The following is a 17,640-nucleotide window of genomic DNA, read 5'->3' as shown; positions in this document are numbered from 1 at the left end:
CCGGTCGGCGGCCCGCTGATCACTGCGGCGCCCGCAGTCCCGTGACCATCATGCGGATCAGCAGCTCGTAGCTGTCGTCCAGGCTCTCGGGCAGACCGAACGCGTCCTGGGCCTCCAGGACCGCGAAGCCGTGGACGGCCGCACGCAGACATCGGGCCGCGTGGATCGCGGCGGAGTCCGCCATCCCGTAGGCGCGGAGGGTGGCGGTGATGATGTCGACCAGGCGCGTCCCGGCCTCGGCTGTCCGCGGGTCGGGGCTCTGGAGCAAGGCCGAGTAACGGTGGGGGTGTTGCCGTACATAGCGCCGCCACGCCGTCATGAACGCGCGGATCGCCTCGTCGGCGGAGCGGCCGAGCACGGCTTGCCCGGCCTGGTCCGCGAGGTCGTTCAAGATGCGGGCCGAGACGAGTGCCCGCAGTTCGGCGAGGTGACGCACGTGCTTGTACAGGGAGGGCGTGGTGACGCCCGCCCGCCCGGACACCGCCGACAGGGTCAGGGCCTCGGGGCCGCCCTCGTCCAGGATTTGCATCGCGAGATCGACCACCGCACTGGTGGACAGCGCCGACCTAGCCACGCGCGCCACCCTTGACGAACTTCAGTACGGCCGCGGCCACTTCGGCGGGAAACTGGACGTGCGCGTAGTGCCCCGCCCCCTCGATCAGTTCGAGACGGCCGAGTCCGGCAGGCAGTTCCGCCACGATGCCTTCGCCCTCCGTACCGGGATCGGGCCAGTCGGGATCGAGCGTGCCCATGAGGACGAGAGCCGGGCAGCGGACGTCGGCGAGCCGGGCGCCGGCATCGGTCGGTGCGGACCTGCCCAGCTTGCCGACGACGGCCATCCGGCCCGGCCGGCGCAAGTCCGCTTCGACGGCGGCGAGATAGTCCCCGAAACCGGCGGGCCGGGGGCCCGGGCAGGCATGGTCGAGGTACCGCAGCCACAACGGGACGCTGCGCAGGAGGGCGGCGCCCATGAGCAGGGTCGCGCCGGTGCGGTAGCGGGCGTTGCCGACCAGGTCGCCCATGCTGACCTGCTGCGCGCGGGTGAACGGGCCGATCTCGACGACGGCCCGGACCAGCTCCGGCGCCTCGGCCGCCGCGATGGTTGCGGCGCCCCCGCTGAAGGAGTGGCCGACGATGACGGCGGGGCCGCCCAGGTGTCTGATCAAGGCGAGGATGTCCCCGGCCACATCGGTACGGGTGTACGACGCCCAGCCGGTGCTGGACTCCCCGTGGCCGCGCAGGTCCATCCTCGCGACACGGAAGCCGGCCGCCGAGAGCCGGGCGGCCACCTCGCGGTAGGCCGTCCGGTTCTCGCCCATGCCGTGCGCCAGGACGATCAGCGGGCCCTTGCCGGTCACGTCGTACGCCAGGAGGTGGCCGTCGACCGTCAGGGTTTCCGTCGTGCGCTCTTTCCGGTTAATGCTCATAGCCAGAAAGCTAACAGCATTAACCAACGGTGTCAGCATTTCCGGCCGGTGAAGTGAGGCCGGGGCAGGTGCGGTCGGCCGGGACGCGACCCGACCGCACCTACCTGAGGGCGCCGTCTCAGGCAGTGACGTAGGCGCCGGCTTCGATGTCTTCGACCAGGGTCGGCCCGGTGGGGAACCAGGACAGCATGGCGCGGGTCAGCTCACTGGACGCGGTCATGGTCCTGGCGAAGAAGCCGCCGACGAATCCGAAGTGCGCGTCGGCGTCCGCCGGGTCGATCGAGACGACCGGGAGACCGAGGCTCCGGCCGATGGCTTCGGCGATCGCCTTGGTGGTCACCGCCTCCTCGGCGACGGCGTGCAGCCGCGCCCCGGCCGGGGCCTGCTCCATGCCGAGACGGATGAGCCGGGCGGCGTCGCCGCGGTGCACCGCCGACCAGGCCGTGGAGCCGTCACCGACGTAGCCGGAGACGCCCTGCTCGCGGGCGGCCGCCGTGAGGAAGTTGACGAAACCCCAGTCACCGGTGCCGTGGACGCTCGGCGAGAACCTGGCGATCACGGTCCGTACGCCGTGGGAAACGTAGTCGAGGGCCAGGTTTTCGCTGCCGCCCCGGTTCGAGCCCGGGCCGACGGCCGGGGAGACGTCGGTCTCGGTGGCCGGCCGGCCCTGGACGAGGCCGGAGAGGGGAGCGGCGACGACGAACGGGCGGTCGGTGCCCGCCAGCGTCTCGGCGAGTATGTGCACCGAGGCGCGCTCGGAGCGGTCGGTCTCGGCCGGGTTGCCCCAGTCGTGCTTGTTGGCCATGTGAATGACCGCGTCGGCCTGTGCGGCACCGCGGCGCAGGGACTCCAGGTCGTCCAGGTCGCCGCGGAGGACGCCGACGCCCTTGGCCGTCAGGGCCTGTTCGGCCTGGTCCGACCGGGCGAGTCCGACGACCTGGTGTCCGGCGGCGGTCAGCTCGTCCACGATGGCGGAGCCGATCCAGCCGGTTGATCCAGTCACGAAAGCACGCATGTGCGTGGCCTCCTGCTTCCTGTGAGTTGTGTCCGTACGGGATGTCCGTGGGAGAAGGAGTGTCTGTCGGGGATGTCTGTACGAGGAGGGGGTGTCTGTGTGGGAAGGGGGCGTCTGTGTGGGAAGGGGCTGTCTGCCGGGGCTCGCGGCCGTCCGCCTACCGGGCTGCGGTGCTTCGGCGGGCGCGCGCCGCCCCCGCGACGACGAGCGCTCCCGCGAGCAGTGTCAGAAGTCCGGCCGCGCGCAGGGCAGTGTCGGCTCCGTCGGTGAACGCCTCGGTGATGGCGCTGTGGTGGGCCGGCTCCAGCGCCAGGGCCTCCGCCACGGTGCGCGGAACCGGTGTGTGCCGGCTCAGGCTTTCCGACAGGTGGCCGGTGAACCCCGCGGTCAGGATGGTGCCGACGACGGCGACTCCCAGCGCGCTGCCCAGTTCCCGGGTCGCGGACTGCAGTCCACCGGCGATTCCGGCCTGTTCCACGGGGAGCCCAGCGGCGATCTCCGCCGTCAGGCACGGCCCGGCGAGCATGATGCCGAGGCCGATGACGAACAGGGCCACGGCGTAGGCCGGGTAGGGCATGGCCGTGGCGAAGGACAGCCCGAACAGGCCGGTGCTGGTGAGGAGGAAGGCTGCCGCGAGGGTCGCGGGCAGGCCGACGCGCTGGATGAGGCCGGGAACGTAACGGGTGCCGACCAGGAGCGGCACGGTCAGCGGGATGATGCCGAGGCCTGCTTGCAGGACGGAGAACCCGCGACCGTACTGGAGCAGTGAGGCGTTGACGTAGAAGAGGCCGAAGTTCCCGAAGAACAGGACGGTCATGCCGATGGCGGCGCTGCTCAGCAGGGGGTTGCGGAACAGGCGGGGGTCGAGCATGGGGTGGGGTGTGCGCAGTTCCACCAGCACCCAGACGAGACCGAGGACGAGGCTGCAGGCGAGCGCGACGAGGACGACAGCGCTGCCCCAGCCCTGTTCGGGTCCTTCGATGATGCCGGTCAGCAGAGCGACGACGGCGGCCACGAACAGCACCGCACCGGGCAGATCGAGGCTGCGGGCGTGCCGTGCGCCGGCCGGCGCGCAGGTCGACACCCACAGCAGGCAGCAGACCGCGACCACGGCCACCGCGACGAACAGCATGCGCCAGGAAGCGACGCTCAGCAGCGCACCGCCGCCGACGTTGCCGACGACACCGCCGATGCCGGTCGCCGCCGCCCACACCGCCAGCGCGTGGCCGCGCCGCTGTGGTGCGGTGGCGTGGATGAGGATGCCGACACAGTTGGGCAGCACGCACGCCGCGCCTAGGCCGGTGACGGCCCGTCCGGTCAGCATGACGGGCACGTTCGGCGCCACGGCCGAGAGGACGGCTCCGGCCGCGAAGATGCCTAGCCCGGTCAGGAGCGTGCCCTTGCGGCCGAACGTGTCGCCGGCGGCGCCGGCGGGGATGACCAGGCAGGCGAAGACGACGACGTAGGCGTCGACGATCCACAGCAGCTCGGCCGACGTCGGGTGCAGCGAGCCGGCCGCGAGCTTCGGTACGGCCAGGTTGATCGCGGCGACGAAGCCGACGACCAGGGCGGTGCACACACTCATGCCGGCGAGCACCAGGCCGGGCCGCTGTGCCTGGCTCATGGGGCGTTCCAGCGTGCAGGTCATGGTTCCCATTCCTTTTCACGTGCTCCTCGACGGCGCGGCGGATCCCGGGGCCCGGGAAGAGAGCGGCTTCGGGCGGCTCACCGCACGCCGGACAGCAGCGGGCGGCGCCACTTACGAGACACCGTGCCTCGTAAACGTAGCACGGAAACGAGGCACGGTGACTCGTTACAGTGGAGGCATGGTGGAGGAACACGGCCGCAGTGGGCGGCCTCGCAGTGAACGCGCCCGGGCGGCCGTCCTGCACGCGGTCGACGACCTGCTCGTCGAGGTCGGATACGCGGCGCTGACCATGAAGGGCATCGCGGAGCGCGCCGGCGTGGGACGGCAGACCGTGTACCGGTGGTGGTCGAACAAGGCGGAGATCCTCTACGAGGCCAGCGCCATCGACGCGCGGCAGGAACTCTCGGTGCCCCTGAGCGGCGATCCGGCACGGGACCTCACGGCCTACCTGGACGCGCTCGTGGGTTTCCTCGCGCACTCCCACGCCGGAGCCGCTTACCGGGCGCTCATCGGGGAAGCCCAGCACGACACGGCCGTCGCGGCGCTGCTCGCCTCCCGGGACGACATCCTCGGCGAGAGCGCCGCGCGGGTCGTGGAACCGGCGCTCGGCGCGAGCGGCAGCGAACTGACCGTCGAGCAGGCGACGGCACTTCTCGTCGGCCCGCCCTTCTTCCACATCCTGTCCGGGCGCGGCGCGGAGACCCTCGACACCCGTCAGCTGGCCAAGGAATTCACGCGCGTCCTCGCGGTCCGCTGACACCGGGCGGCTCGTGGCCCGTCACGCCGCAAGCTCGCACCCGTGCGCCGGGGCGCAGTCCGGGGCCGGTGGCAGGACGGGGCGCCGCCCTCCGGGCCACAGGCGTCCTCCGGGCCACCGGCAGACATACGCACGAGCCCCCGGCCGGTGCTCGAGTGCAGTGGCCGGGGGCTCGTGCCGGGTCCGTACGGGTCCGGTCAACCGGCCCAGCGTCCGGTGAGGAACGTCAGGGCGAACACCGTGCTGACGGGAGCGGCCAGGCACAGGTACGCGGTCTTGAACCGGGGGCTGCGCAGGCTCCAGGCCGCCAGGGTGATCCACAGGGGCCACCACAGGAGGGCGGCGCGGGGGATCGAGACGTACCAGTACGAGGTGCCCAGGGCGCACAGGCTGAGGGCGACGTAGACGGTCTCGGGCCAGCGGCGCCGGCGCGCCAGGACGACGAGCAGGACCACGCCGGCCACCATGACGACGAGCTCGGCCTGGAACATGAAGGCGTAGCCGGTGCTCTGGGCGTGGTCGAAGGCGTTGTTCCAGGTGTTGGTCCAGGCTTCCCAGGGCGTGTGGAACACGCGGTACCAGCCGCGTTCCTGGGCGTGCTTCCAGGCCATCCAGTCACCGGTGTGGCCCCGGAGGTACCAGCTGAAGAGCAGGAGGGGCAGCGCGGGGAGCGCCAGCCAGGGGATCGGGCGCCACGTGCGGGTGCTGCGGAGGGTGAGCAGATAGTGGGTGGCCAGGGCCGCGGCGAGGAAGAGGCCGCTGACGCGTACGGCGGTGGCCGCGGCGGTCAGCGTCATGGCCAGGGGCCAGTTGTGACGTTGGGCCGCGAGCCAGGCAGGCAGGGCCAGGGCCAGGAAGAGGGCCTCGGTGTAACCGACGGCCAGGAAGACGGCGCACGGGGATATCAGGAAGAACAGGACGGTGCGCCGGCCCGCCTCCACGTCGTACAGGTGGTGCCGGGTGATGCGGGCCAGGGCCAGGACGGCGACGGCCCCGGAGACGAAGGAGATCGTCAGCCCGGCCAGCCCCCAGTCCGGCACGATGACGTGGACCGCGCGCAGGACGAGGGGAAGCCGGGGAAGAAGGCCTCCCGGTTGTCCCAGTCGGCCTGCCACGGCCCGGCCTGCCCGGGGAAGTAGCCCTGCTGGGCGATGTGCTGGAAGTGGCCCCAGTCCCAGTGCTGGAACGGGGCCAGGAGCGAGCCGGGATCGTGGGTGGCCGGGTCGGAGGGGAACAGCCACCGGGCGCAGTAGGCCGTCAGCCAGATCCCCACGCGCGTCGACAGATACAGCCACAGGACGTCCCGGTCCGCGGCGCCGATGCGCCAGGTCGCAGGGCCGCGCTTGCCCCAGCGCGCACGGCCGGTCCGTACGGCGGGGCCGGGCGGACGCGGAAGGCGCCTGGGCGGTGTGGCCGGCGGTCGGGAGTGCTCGCGCGCGTCAGTGGACGAAGGGGGCATAAACGTTTCCTTGAGGGTGTGGACAGGCAGGCCTGAACGCCCGGTGGCGCTCCGCCGGGTTCCGGAACGGGGGGCCGGATCAGGGCGGTTGGGTGGCGGTCCCCTGAGAGGCGCCCGGGGGCGGTGCGGTCGCCGTGGCGTCCGGCGGCGCGGCGGGGGTGGTTGTGGGGTCCGGTGGCGAGGAGGTGTTGACCGTGGTCTCCGGGGAGGAAGAGGACGTGGAACCGGGGGACGTGGACACTGGGGCCGGCTGCCGGTCCGGAGACGGCCGGGCGGGCGGGGGCGTGCCGGCCGGGCCCACGGGGGCCGGTGTACGGGAGAGCAGCGCGGCAGTGGTGGCGGCGCCGCCACCCAAGGCCAGGCACACCACGCTCACCACCGCGGCGACCCGTCGCCGGCGCGCCCGCCGCCCGCGCGCGGCGATCTCGCCCGCCGGCGCGGTGACGGTGCCGTCCCGTCCGGCGTCGGCCGCTTCCTGGAACAGGGACCGCAGCGGGTCCTGGGGCTCAGGCACCGGGCGCCTCCTCGATGTGCGGGTCGTGCAGACGGTCAGCGAGGGCCTTGCGGCCGCGGCTCAGATGGGTCTTGACGGTGCTCGCCGACAGTCCCGTCTCGCCCGTGATCTGCTCGACGGACAGATCGCACAGGTAGTGCAGGGTGAGCGTGCGACGCTGCTGGGCAGGGAGTTCACGCAGCGCCCCGACCAGCGCGACCTGCGCCGGCCCAGGCCCCTCGACATGGGGCGGGGCGCCGCTGCGCTTCCACGCGTCGGCGCTGCGGCGCAGCCGTCGCCACCGGCTGACCGCCAGCCGCCAGGCGACCGTACGGATCCATGCCTCCGGCTGCCCGCTCCGGTCGAGCTGCCGACGCCGGCTCCAGCCCTTGACGAACGCCTCCTGCACCACGTCCTGCGCCTCGTGCAGGTCGCCGAGCATCACGTACAGCTGTCCCGTGAGCCGCGCGACCGTCTGGGCGTAGAACTCTTCGAACTCCTCGACGGTCAACAGCCACTCCCGGATCTCTCGCTTCACCTGCCATACGCCCCGCAGGCACCGTTCGGTCGACACACGGGACGAGAAAATGACGTGACGCTCGTCACGGAACCGATCGACGCGGCACGCCTCACTGCCCACCGGACCGGCGGTACGGGCGGCCGCCGACGACACCTCGCCCCGGCGACACGGAGGGTCGCCGGGGCGAGAACGGCATGGTGCCTGACTGCGCGGTTCTTGGCCGGACGGCCTTCGACCGCAGCCGGCCTTCGGTCCGGCCCATCCGGGTGTCTGTCCGCTCCAGTCTCGCATGTGAGCATGTCAGCCTGCGGGTGGGCCCGGCGGCCTCGCTGGCCCTGGCCGGCGGCGGAGCTCAGGGCCCGTCGGCGGGTGTCCGCTGTTTCACTTCTTCCGTCGCGGCGGTTCGAGGAAGCCGCTGTCGCGGAAGTACCCCAGGTAGAGATCGATCAGGCCGGCGTCCACCGGTGGGCAGCCGATGCCGCTGTCGTCCACGGCCCGGGCGGTGTTGGTGCGGTCGAGCGCGGGGACGGCGCCCGTGAGGTAGAGATCCCTGACCGCGTGTTCCGGATTCTCGGAGAGGTCGGGGGACATCGGGAGGTAGGGGGCCATGGGGTGGTCGGGGTGGCGGGCCGCCAGGGCGCCGATGCGGCGGAACCAGGTGTCATGCCTCAGGGTCTCCACCGGATACCCCATGGCGCGTAGCCGGCTGGTCAGGAGCGGCAGCCGCGCGGGACGGGGGTTGGTCAGGTGGTAGGTACGGCCGTCCGGCTTCTCGTGGGTGAGGATGTGGACGACGGCCTGGGCCGTGTAGTCGACCGGTACAAAATTCAGCGGCAGGGGCAGGTCCGGGGCGGTGCCGGTCTCGGCGATGGTGCGGAACAGTGCGCACATCAGGGTGTCGGTGTTCCAGACCCCGCGCCGGCGGGTGCCGGTGATCTCGTGGGGGCGGTGCACGGTGATCGGCAGTCCGCGTTCGGCGGCCTGGGCCAGGAGGCGTTCGGCGACCCACTTGGTCTCCGGGTAGCCCTGGGAGATCTGGTCGGGGTGGGCGAGGGGCGCGTCCTCGCCGAGGTGCCGTACGCCCGCGGCGCCGGACCCGGCGAGAACGGCGACGGTGGAGATGTGGTGGACCGGTTTGAGGTGGTGGGCGGCGGCCAGTTCGAGGACGGTACGGGTGCCGGTGACGTTGGCCGGTGCCAGGGCCTCGTACGGGTAGGCGAAGTTGACCTGGGCCCCGGCGTGCACGACGAGGTCCGTCTCGCGGGCCAGTTCGTCCCAGGCCGTGGGGGTGAGGCCGAAGTGGGGAGCCTCCAGGCTGCCGGGTACGGGAACGAGTTGGCCGTCGCAGCAGGAGGGGTCGAGGCCGTACAGGCGCATCCGCGCGGCGAGACGCGCGTGGGCGGTGCCCCGGTCGTCGGCGCGGGTCAGGCAGTGCACCCGCCGCACTCCGGCGTCGACGAGCTGGTCGATCAGGTGGACGCCGAGGAAGCCGGTTCCGCCGGTCAGCAGGACCGAGCGGGGCGGGGTGGCCGTCGCGGCGGGCCGGGCGTCGAAGCGCAGCCGGTCGTCGAGGCGGGACTCCGCGGCGAAATCCACGGCGGCCTCCGTCCCGTCGTCGTCGCGCAGCGCCGCGGCGCGGGCGGCGAAGGTGGACAGGGAAGGGCCGTCCAGCAGCTGCCTGATGAGCGCGCGGCCGGACCCCGGGGGCAGGCCCAGGCGGTCCCGTACGGCGGTGACGACCTGGGTGGCGTGCAGCGACGTACCGCCCAGCGCGAAGAATCCGTCCTCGCGTCCGACCTGGTCCAGGCCCAGCAAACGCGTCCAGACGCCGGCGACGGCTTCCTCGGCGGTGCCGCGGGGCGGCGCGCCACCGGTGCGCGGCCGGCCCTCCTGGTGGGCGACCAGTTCCAGGAACCGGTCGCGGTCGATCTTTCCGCTCGGCTTGAGGGGAATCTCCGTGACGGTGGCGATCCGGGTGGGGACCATGTACGGGGGCAGCCGGTCGCGGGCGTAGGCGGTGAGCCGCCGGGACAGTCCCTCGATCCGTACGTCCGGGGCGGGCACGGCCGCCGCGGCCAGGCGTTGGCCGGGCCCGTCGCTCAGGACGTCCACGGCCGCCTCGCGGACCTCGTGATGGCGGGCCAGCGTCAGTTCGATCTCGTCCAGTTCCACCCGGTAGCCGCGGATCTTGACCTGGCGGTCGCGGCGCCCGCGGTACTCCAGGACGCCGTCGCGGCGCTGGCGGGCGACGTCGCCGGTGCGGTAGAGCCGGGCGTCCGGGTCACCGCCGAACCGGTCGGGCACGAACACCTCGGCGGTCCGATCGGCGTCGCCCAGGTAGCCGCAGGCGATACCGTCGCCGCCGACCCACAGCTCCCCGTCCTCGCAGGCGGCGGCCAGGCGGTCGTCCTCCCGCACGACGTAGGCGGTGGCGTTGGCGATCGGCCGGCCGATCGGCACGGTCTCGGCGTGCGGGGCCAGGTCCTCGACGCGGTGGGCGGTGACGAGGAGGACGCCTCGGTCGGCCCGTAGCCGTTGATCAGCAGTTCGGGGCGGCCGTGGCGCAGGACGGCGCGCACCGCGGAGGGGTTGAGCGCGTCGCCTCCGGCGATCAGGGCGCGCAACGTGCCGAACATGCGGGGGTTGTCCTCCGCATGCTGGTGGAACAGGCCCGCGCTGAGCCACAGCACACTGATGTGCCGCTCCCGCAGTACCGGTTCCAGCGCGTCGGCGGACAGCAGGGTCTCGGGTTCGGGCAGGATCAGACAGGCACCGTTCAGCAGCGGGCCGAACAGCTCCAGACAGGAGATGTCGAAGGTCAGCGCCGTGGTGGCCAGCAGCCGGTCGGTGGGTTCCAGTTGGAGCCAGTCGGTGTTCTTCACCAGACGGACCGGCCCGCGGTGCGGGCAGACGACGCCCTTGGGCGTTCCGGTGGAGCCGGATGTGTAGATCACGTACGCCGGGTCGGTGGCGCGCCGGTCCCGGCCCCAGCGGTCGCCGGAGTCCGGCAGCGGGTGGCCGCTCAGGTCGTCCGTGGTGATCTGCGTGCAGTGATCGTGCACCGGTTTCGCAGCGGTGCCCGGCGCGGTGACGCAGTGCCGTACTCCGGCGCCGGTCAGCACCGTCTCCAGCCGGTCGGCGGGGTCGCCGGGGTCCAGGGGAGGTAGGCGCAGCCGGCTTCCAGTACGGCGAGGATCGCGACGACGGCCTCCGGTGAGCGGCGCAGCAGGACGGCCACGGTGTCGCCGTCCTGTACGTCTCGGGAGCGCAGGTGGGCGGCGGCGCGGCGGACCAGTTCGTACAGCTCTCGGTAGCTCCGGCAGCCGCCGTTCCACTCCACGGCCGTTCGATCGGGGTGCGTGCGGGCTTGTTCGGCGAAGAGTTGGGGAACGGTGGCGTCGCGGGGGTAGTCGGTAGTGGTGTCGTTCCAGGCGCGGACCGTGTCGGGGACGGGATCGGGGGCGGTGCCGGGGGTGTGGTCGAGGTCGCGGCTCATGGCTCGTCCAGTACGGGAGGGAAGGGATGTGGGGGCGAGGGGCCGGGAGAAGTGCGGGGACGCGCAGGAGGAAGCGAAGGACGTGGGGGCGAGGGCCGGTCAGCTGGTCAGTACGGCTTTGCCCGTACGGCCGGGGCGCAGCGCGTGGCGTACGGCGCGGGCCGCGTCGGCCAGGTCGTAGGGTTCGACCGCGGGGACGGTGAGGCGGCCGTCGAGCAACTGCCCGGTGACCTGGCGCATCAGCCGGTCGGTGCGGTGGGCGGCCCACCGGCCGAGGCGTTCGGGCAGCCAGAAGCCGGTCATCGCGATGTCACGGAAGATCAGTTCCTCCGGCGCGACGGTGAGGGGCTCACCGGACAGCAGGCCGTAACTGATGAACTGCCCGCCATCGCGCAGGGATCGCAGCGCGAGCGTTCCGGTGCGACCGCCCACGGCGTCCAGCGCGGCGGCGATGCCGCGCCCCTCGGCGAGGGCCGCCAACTGCTCCGCGAGCCGTTCCTCCCCCTGGACGAGGACCGCTTCGGCGCCCGCTTCCATCAGCGCCGTACGGTGACGTTTGTCGCGCACCACACACAGACAGCGCAGCCCCCGCCCGACGGCGAGCTGGAGCACCATCCGGCCGACGGCGGACGCGGCGGCGGTGAGCAGGAGCAGCTCGCCTTCTTCCAGGCCGAGGTCGTCGAGGAGGAGGTGCGCGGTGACCGGGTTGACCGTGAGCTGGCAGGCCGCCTCGTCGGAGAGTTCCGCGGGGACGGGCAGGATGTCGTCCGCGTCCGTGACGAGGTACTCGGCCCAGGTGCCCAGCGCCGACACCGCCACCCGCGTCCCCGTCGCGTACGGCACGCCGGGGCCCGCGGCGTCGACGACACCGGCGCCCTCGAATCCCACGGGGGACGCCGAGCCGTCACCGTCCGGCCGCAGCCCGGGGAGAAGGCCGCGGGCCGCCCGTAACGCCCCTGCACCAGGAGCAGGTCGGAGGGGTTGACGGGACTGACCCGCATCCGAACCCGGACCTCGCCCGGCCCCGGTTCGGGCACCGGACGGCGGCGCAGGAGCAGCACCTCGGCGGGGTCGCCGTACCGGCCGAAGACCAGCTGGCGCATGGTCGCGGCGCTCATGTGCCGGCCGCGCGGAACGAGGAGTGGGCCAACAGGTGGTCGCGGATCTCTGCCATGCTGTGCTGCCCCTGGTGCAGCATGTTGTTGACCAGGACATACGTCGTGTCGCCCGCGTCGAGGGCTTCGTGCAGGTGGTCCAGGCTGCCGCAGCCGCCCGAGGCGATCACGGGCAGGCCCGAGGCAGCGGCGACGGCGTGGCACAGGTCGAGGTCGAAGCCCTGGCCGGTGCCCTCGCGGTCGATGCTGTTGGCGAGGACGGCTCCGACGTCCAGGCCTGCCAGTTGCCTGGCCACGTCGACGGCGCCGGTGCCGGCGTCCTGCTCGCCGTCGTGGGTGTAGGCACCCCACCGGCCGGGCGCGGTCCGGCGGCAGTTGATGACGCCCATCAGCCGTTCGGCCCCGAACTCCCGGACGGCTGCCTGGACGGTCTCCGGCTTCTCGATCAGGCCGGTGCTCACGGACAGCACATCCGCGCCGGCTTCGAAGAGGCCGCCGGTGTGCAGGAGGGAGGGCAGCTGCCCGTGCCCCACGGACACCAGCAGGCTGACGCCGGTCTGTTTGAGTTCGCGCAGCAGCGCCGGGAGGTAGTCGACGGCGTCCCACGGGTCGAAGACGTCCAGGAACACCTTACGGGCCTGGCCTTCGGCGTACGCCGCGACGACGGACGCGACGTCGCCGGGGTCGTCGAGACCGCCGATACTGCTCGGCTCGGTGGTGCGCTCGGCGGCCACGTCCACGCAGGGGATCACGAGGTCGGCGACATGGGCGCGCTGGTCACGGAAGACGGGCTGGTTCACGGGGTTTCCTTTCCGGTGGTGCGCAACAGGTGCGCCGGGCGGGGACTGCGGGGCGCCAGCAGGCGGGCCACTCCGGCCGCGGACGCCAGGACGCTGTCCAGGTCGTCGGACCGGGTGGCGACATGGCCGGCGAAGTACACGCCGCCGTCACCTTGCAGGGACAGCAGCTCGGCTTGGGCGGAGAGCATCTCCGGGGCCGGTTGCAGCGTCCGGAAGGCCGTGGCGGCCAGGACGGAGCGGGGGAGCGTGTCGCGGTGCGTGAGCTGGCTGACGAACAGGTCGCCTTCCGGGCGCCGCTGCCATGCGGTGGTCTCCGCCCACGGGCCGTGCACGGTGACGGTCGACGGTGACCAGTGCTCCCGCCCGGCGGGCAGGTAGCAGGGGTCGCCGTGCACGCCGTAGACCAGATCGTTGTACGTGTACGTGGTCAGCAGCGCCCGGACCCGGCCGGCGCCCCCGAGGGAGCCGAGCACGCGCCGCGCCGCTTCGGCGGGCAGGGCCAGCACCACGGCGTCCACCGTGTGCCGGGCACCGTGCGCGTCGATCATCTCCATGCGGCCCCCGGTACGACGGACCCGCCTCAAGGGGGTCCCGGGCACCAACTGGACCGACCGGCACTGGCGGGCCAACTGCCAGGCCAACGCCTGCATTCCGCCGCGCAGCCGGTACGTACGGGCATCGGCACCGTCACCGGGGTCGGCGTAGAACATGCCCACGGCGCGGGCCGACAGGCGCCGGGCGTCCTGGAGCGTGCAGCCGAACACCGAGGCGGGCAGGGCGTACACCCCCGCGTCCTTGACATGCCGCGGCAGCTCCCAGGGCTCCACCATCGCCTCCAGCGGGACGGTCCAGGCGAGCTCGTCCCGCTGCCAGGCGGCGGCGTGCGCGGCCAGCAGCTCGGCCGCCTCCCCCGTCGCTTCCTCGGTGGCATGGCACGGCGCGGGCGGCCCGCTGTCGGTCGGCCTGGTCACGCGGGTGCCCTCGCGGATGACGGTGCGACCGGCGGGCATCTCGGCCCACTGCGCGCCGTCCAGGCCGAGGGCCTCGGCCAGGCGAGCGGTCACGCCGTCTCCGGGCACCTCCTGTACGCCGAGGTCCAGGGCGGTGGGTACCCCGGCGGCGTCGGGCAGGTGGACCGACCGCAGGTTGCCCCCGACGTCTTTGCGTGCTTCGAGCACCAGCGTGTCGTGGACACCGTCCAACAGCCAGGCGGTGGCCAGTCCAGCGGCTCCTGCTCCGGCGATGCCGACCCGCATACTGCCTCCTCGGTTCTCGGGTGGGGCCGGTTGGCCCGGTTCCTCAGGCGGACCCGGCGGCGGCACGCCAGAAGTCGCCGATGGACTCCTCCAGCAGCCGGGCGCAGAACACGGCGTCGTGCGGGTCGTCACCCCGGTCGAGCCCGTCCTGCACCACGTCCAGGGCCAGTTGTTCCAGGTCCTGCGGCGCCTCGTCCTCGTAGTAGGTGAGGAAGGATTGCGGGGCTTCGAAGCCGGACCGCCTGATGTGCCGGACCAGTTCGGCGCAGCCTGAGAAGTACACGTGCAGGTCGGTGGCGGAGGCCAGCGCGAAGGCTGCCTGGCTGCCCTGTGCCGCCAGCCAGCTCAGGGTGCCGTTGAACGTGTAGCTGCCGGGTTCCGTCGGCCGGTTGCCGCCGTACAGGTCATCGAGGCCGAGTTCTTGCGCACAGGCCTGGAGTTTGGGCTGGGCGTCGTGGACCAGCCGGGCGAGCCGGATGCACAGGTCCGCCGCCGGGCGGCGCGGGAACCGGGCCAGCGTCGTTCCGTACGCGCCGAGTTCGGCGAGGTGGCACTGGGCTTCCGTGCTGACCAGGCGGCGCAACGCGTCGGCGGACAGGCGTCCGTCGGCGGCGGCGTCGAGCAGGGCGTTGCCCACCGGATCCTTCTCGCGTCGTGCGGTGAGTTCGTCGACGAGATTCCGGGACGTGACGGAGGACGATTCGACCATGGCCGGTAATTTCCCTTCGTGACATCGAATGTTTCGCGCCGTGCGATGTCATGGCGCGCGAAGATCGGAGCTTTTGTGAGGATGACGGCCGTCGGCGCCGAAGAATAGCCGGGCGCCGGGGTCATGGCCCTTCGTTCTGTCCAGGGCTAAGGGTGGCGTACCCCTGGAAACCATGAACACGGCGTGCGCCGGCCTCTTGTCCGCAAAAAGACGGAACAGCGTGCACGGAGAAGTTTTCCGTGCGCAGAGGCTTCCCCGTCTTTCCTGCGCTGTGCGGCACGAGGCTGCTGATGCCGAAAACGAGTCAGTGCGCCGATCCGGTACCGGGCATGACCGCCGGACGGCGAAAGTCGTCTCTGGCGTCGCCGGGCGGGGCGGAATATCGGCCAATTCTGGTCCGTGGTAACTGCCACCGGTGTATGGCGGCTGAAAGATGCCCCGCGCGGCGCTCGGCGTACGGGCGAAGAACTGAGCCCGCCGGGTGCCGGGAGGAACGGGTTTCCCCTGAGGGGGCGGCGCGGAATGGCCAGCTTTCAGGTGTGTGAGAAACGCAGGGCATGGAAGCCCCTCCGTCCCGCCTGGACAACTGCCGAAACGGCTGAAGATGATGGCGGAGCAGAGCCGGAGTCTCCTCTTCCCACTTCTCCGGATCGCTCGCACCGTCCGCGGTCTTCGGGCAGCGACGGCAGTGGCGCCAAGAAATCGCGTGCCGTGTTCGGCGTGGCGAACAACGCCGCGGCGCGCGGTCGGCCGTGCCTTTCTCCCTGTCGACGCCGTCGTCCGGTGGGCCGGAAACCGTGCCGCACCGGGCGAAGAGGGAGACGTCTGCTCAAAAACGAGGTGCACGCCCGGCGGACACGCTCCGCCGCTGCCGCGACACGGGCGTTCGTCGCACGCGGGCGGAGAACGAAGCACGGCTGCACCCTTCTCAGAAAGGAGACCTCATGTCCGTCCGTATCGACGCGGCGGTCCCGGTCCCGGACCAGCACGGCCAGTTCTGGCTGCTGTACGGCGGCAAGTACGTAAGGATCCATCTCGCCGGCGGCGAGCCGCACGAGGACTCGGTGGTGAGCGGACCGGGGACGTTCGAGGAGTGGCCGAGCCTGGCGGGCTTCGACCGTGTCGACGCCGTGGTGCCGGTGCCGGACCAGCACAGCCAGTTCTGGTTCCTGTCCGGCGACCGCTACGTCCGCATCCGGCTGGCCGACGGTGAGCCGCACGAGGACACCGTCGTCCGCGGGCCCGGCTCGCTGGACGAGTGGCCGAGCCTGGCCGGCTTCGACCGTATCGACGCCGTGGTGCCGGTCCCCGACCAGTACGGCCAGTTCTGGTTCCTCTCCGGCGACCGCTACGTCCGCATCCGGCTGGCCGACGGTGAGCCGCACGAGGACACCGTCGTCCGCGGGCCCGGCTCGCTGGACGAGTGGCCGAGCCTGGCCAAGCTCCAGTAGCCCGACGGCGGTTCCACGCCGCCAGGTCCGCCGAGGGCAGGGGACGGCGCTCCCGCCGGGGCCCGCGTCCCCTGCCCGCGGCCGGCCCTGCGGTGCACCGACCACAGCCGCGGAACAGAGCCAGTGGAGGAGACCCGTGACACACGACGGAGCCCGGAACGGAAGCCTGCTCGGCCGCCACAAGAAGATCATGCCCCCATGGATGCCGCTCTTCTACGAAGAGCCCCTGGAGATCGTGCGCGGGGACGGCTGCATGGTCACCGACTCCCGCAACAAGACGTACATGGAGTTCTACTCCGGCATCGCGACGAACACCGTGGGCTACGGCGTCCCCGGCATCGAAGAGGCGGTCCTGGAAAGGCTGCGCACCGGCGTCGTGCACACCTCGACCTTCTTCCTGATCCGGGAACAGGTGGAACTGGCGGAGCGCATCGCCGACGCGTCCGGCATCCCCGACCCCGTGGTGTTCTTCACCTCCTCGGGAACCGAGGCCGTGGAGACCGCGCTGCTGTTGGCGACCGAGTACCGCGGCAGCCACCAGGTCATCGCGCTGCGCTACGGCTACCACGGCCGGTCCTTCGGCTCCCTGGCCGTGACCGGCGACCGGTCCTGGCAGGGCCGGGGCCTGTCGCCCCTGCGGGTCGCGTACGCGCACGGGGGTGAGCGCCGCCGCGGCGCCCTGGCGGGCCTGGGGGACGAGGACTACGTCCGGGCGTGCGCCAGGGACCTGGAGGAGACCATCGCGACCTGTACCCCCGAACGCACGGCGGCCATGATCGTCGAACCGGTGCAGGGCATCGCGGGCGCCGTCCCGTCGGCCCCCGGCCAACTGGCCGCCTACCAGGAGGTGCTGCGACGGTATGACATCCCGCTGATCGTCGACGAGATCCAGACGGGATGGGGGCGCACGGGCCGGTACTGGGGCCACCAGTGGCACGATGTCGCACCCGACGTCCTGGTCTTCGCCAAGGGCGTCGGCAACGGCTTCGCCATGGGAGGCCTGGTGGGCCGCCGCGACATCATGTCCGCTCTCGCCGCCCCCTCCATCTCCTCCTTCGGCGGCAACCCGCTGTCGCTGACCGCCGCCCTGGCCACGCTCGACCACATCGACGCCTACGACCTGCCCGCACGCGCCGGACGGGTGGGTGCTCTGCTGCTGGACGGCCTGCGCAAGTCCCTGGCGGACGAACCATGGGTGTGCGAGGTACGCGGGCAAGGCCTGCTGCTGGCGGTGGAGTACACACGCCCCGGCACTCTCGAACCGGCCCCGGAGATGGCCGCGCAGGTACAAGAAGAGTGCCGGGTGCTGGCGCTGTTGGTCGGTGTGGGCGGCACCTTCGGCAACTGCCTGCGCATCATGCCGCCGCTGACCATCTCGGACGAGCAGGCGGTCCAGGCCACGCAGATCATCACAGCCGCGACCCGCGAAGCCCGCGGCTGACCTGGCACGATCCCCCTGGAAACCCACCGCGGTACGCGAGCAACCATCACGAA

Annotated in this window: 14 protein-coding genes and 2 pseudogenes; 3 read left to right on the top strand and 13 right to left on the bottom strand. The window is 72.2% G+C overall.

The window, feature by feature from the left end:
- Window positions 1–19: 19 nt before the first annotated feature.
- The 4 genes from ACEXOX_RS01275 to ACEXOX_RS01260 all read right to left on the bottom strand — a co-directional run bounded on the left by ACEXOX_RS01275 (window position 20) and on the right by ACEXOX_RS01260 (window position 4,090).
- A complete protein-coding gene (locus ACEXOX_RS01275; protein WP_406518563.1) occupies window positions 20–574 on the bottom strand; it encodes a TetR/AcrR family transcriptional regulator in 555 nt (184 codons plus the stop codon).
- Window positions 567–1,427 (bottom strand): alpha/beta fold hydrolase, encoded by an 861-nt coding sequence (locus ACEXOX_RS01270; RefSeq protein WP_406518562.1) that lies wholly within the window; start codon window positions 1,425–1,427, stop codon window positions 567–569. The genes ACEXOX_RS01275 and ACEXOX_RS01270 overlap by 8 nt, the downstream gene beginning before the upstream one ends.
- A 118-nt stretch (window positions 1,428–1,545) precedes the next feature.
- On the bottom strand, window positions 1,546–2,442 hold the full coding sequence (locus ACEXOX_RS01265; RefSeq protein WP_406518561.1) for an SDR family oxidoreductase: 897 nt from the start codon (window positions 2,440–2,442) through the stop codon (window positions 1,546–1,548).
- Between the two features lie 157 nt (window positions 2,443–2,599).
- Window positions 2,600–4,090, bottom strand: coding sequence for an MFS transporter (locus ACEXOX_RS01260; protein WP_406518560.1), 1,491 nt, complete (start codon window positions 4,088–4,090; stop codon window positions 2,600–2,602).
- Between the two features lie 178 nt (window positions 4,091–4,268).
- On the opposite strand from ACEXOX_RS01260, the gene ACEXOX_RS01255 reads away from it, so the two are divergent.
- Window positions 4,269–4,847, top strand: coding sequence for a TetR/AcrR family transcriptional regulator (locus ACEXOX_RS01255; protein ID WP_406518559.1), 579 nt, complete (start codon window positions 4,269–4,271; stop codon window positions 4,845–4,847).
- A 197-nt stretch (window positions 4,848–5,044) separates the two neighbouring features.
- Here ACEXOX_RS01255 and ACEXOX_RS01250 read toward each other — a convergent pair.
- The 9 genes and pseudogenes from ACEXOX_RS01250 to ACEXOX_RS01210 all read right to left on the bottom strand — a co-directional run bounded on the left by ACEXOX_RS01250 (window position 5,045) and on the right by ACEXOX_RS01210 (window position 14,695).
- Window positions 5,045–6,306, bottom strand: a pseudogene (locus ACEXOX_RS01250) (mannosyltransferase family protein).
- Between the two features lie 79 nt (window positions 6,307–6,385).
- Window positions 6,386–6,820, bottom strand: coding sequence for a hypothetical protein (locus ACEXOX_RS01245; RefSeq protein WP_406518558.1), 435 nt, complete (start codon window positions 6,818–6,820; stop codon window positions 6,386–6,388).
- On the bottom strand, window positions 6,813–7,337 hold the full coding sequence (locus ACEXOX_RS01240) for a SigE family RNA polymerase sigma factor (RefSeq protein ID WP_406518557.1): 525 nt from the start codon (window positions 7,335–7,337) through the stop codon (window positions 6,813–6,815). Before ACEXOX_RS01240 ends, ACEXOX_RS01245 begins: the two co-directional genes overlap by 8 nt.
- A gap of 363 nt (window positions 7,338–7,700) precedes the next feature.
- Entirely contained in the window at window positions 7,701–9,737 is a 2,037-nt protein-coding gene (locus ACEXOX_RS01235; protein ID WP_406526186.1) for a thioester reductase domain-containing protein, read from the bottom strand.
- A gap of 116 nt (window positions 9,738–9,853) precedes the next feature.
- Window positions 9,854–10,815 (bottom strand): annotated as a pseudogene (locus ACEXOX_RS01230) (AMP-binding protein); the annotation flags it as partial.
- Between the two features lie 99 nt (window positions 10,816–10,914).
- Window positions 10,915–11,703 (bottom strand): zinc-binding dehydrogenase, encoded by a 789-nt coding sequence (locus ACEXOX_RS01225; RefSeq protein WP_406518556.1) that lies wholly within the window; start codon window positions 11,701–11,703, stop codon window positions 10,915–10,917.
- A 226-nt stretch (window positions 11,704–11,929) separates the two neighbouring features.
- Window positions 11,930–12,730, bottom strand: coding sequence for a HisA/HisF-related TIM barrel protein (locus tag ACEXOX_RS01220; RefSeq protein ID WP_406518555.1), 801 nt, complete (start codon window positions 12,728–12,730; stop codon window positions 11,930–11,932).
- Entirely contained in the window at window positions 12,727–13,986 is a 1,260-nt protein-coding gene (locus tag ACEXOX_RS01215) for an FAD-dependent oxidoreductase (protein WP_406518554.1), read from the bottom strand. The genes ACEXOX_RS01220 and ACEXOX_RS01215 overlap by 4 nt, the downstream gene beginning before the upstream one ends.
- Before the next feature lie 43 nt (window positions 13,987–14,029).
- Window positions 14,030–14,695 carry a hypothetical protein gene (locus tag ACEXOX_RS01210; protein ID WP_406518553.1) on the bottom strand — a complete coding sequence of 222 codons (666 nt, stop codon included), beginning with the start codon at window positions 14,693–14,695 and terminating at the stop codon, window positions 14,030–14,032.
- Window positions 14,696–15,639: 944 nt separating this feature from the next.
- Here ACEXOX_RS01210 and ACEXOX_RS01205 point away from each other — a divergent pair.
- Entirely contained in the window at window positions 15,640–16,146 is a 507-nt protein-coding gene (locus ACEXOX_RS01205; protein WP_406518552.1) for a hypothetical protein, read from the top strand.
- 136 nt (window positions 16,147–16,282) lie between these two features.
- Window positions 16,283–17,587 carry an aspartate aminotransferase family protein gene (locus ACEXOX_RS01200; RefSeq protein WP_406518551.1) on the top strand — a complete coding sequence of 435 codons (1,305 nt, stop codon included), beginning with the start codon at window positions 16,283–16,285 and terminating at the stop codon, window positions 17,585–17,587.
- The last annotated feature ends 53 nt before the right edge of the window (window positions 17,588–17,640 follow it).

The sequence above is a fragment of the Streptomyces sp. Ac-502 genome (assembly GCF_045222935.1).
Lineage (GTDB): Bacteria > Actinomycetota > Actinomycetes > Streptomycetales > Streptomycetaceae > Streptomyces > Streptomyces monomycini.
This window is presented reverse-complemented; position numbering and strand designations above follow the sequence as displayed.

Coding starts and splice junctions, on each gene's coding strand:
- ACEXOX_RS01255 (WP_406518559.1), top strand. CDS start 4,269: ATGGTGGAGGAACACGGCCGCAGTGGGCGGCCTCGCAGTGAACGCGCC.
- ACEXOX_RS01205 (WP_406518552.1), top strand. CDS start 15,640: ATGTCCGTCCGTATCGACGCGGCGGTCCCGGTCCCGGACCAGCACGGC.
- ACEXOX_RS01215 (WP_406518554.1), bottom strand. CDS start 13,986: ATGCGGGTCGGCATCGCCGGAGCAGGAGCCGCTGGACTGGCCACCGCC.
- ACEXOX_RS01265 (WP_406518561.1), bottom strand. CDS start 2,442: ATGCGTGCTTTCGTGACTGGATCAACCGGCTGGATCGGCTCCGCCATC.
- ACEXOX_RS01210 (WP_406518553.1), bottom strand. CDS start 14,695: ATGGTCGAATCGTCCTCCGTCACGTCCCGGAATCTCGTCGACGAACTC.
- ACEXOX_RS01270 (WP_406518562.1), bottom strand. CDS start 1,427: ATGAGCATTAACCGGAAAGAGCGCACGACGGAAACCCTGACGGTCGAC.
- ACEXOX_RS01260 (WP_406518560.1), bottom strand. CDS start 4,090: ATGACCTGCACGCTGGAACGCCCCATGAGCCAGGCACAGCGGCCCGGC.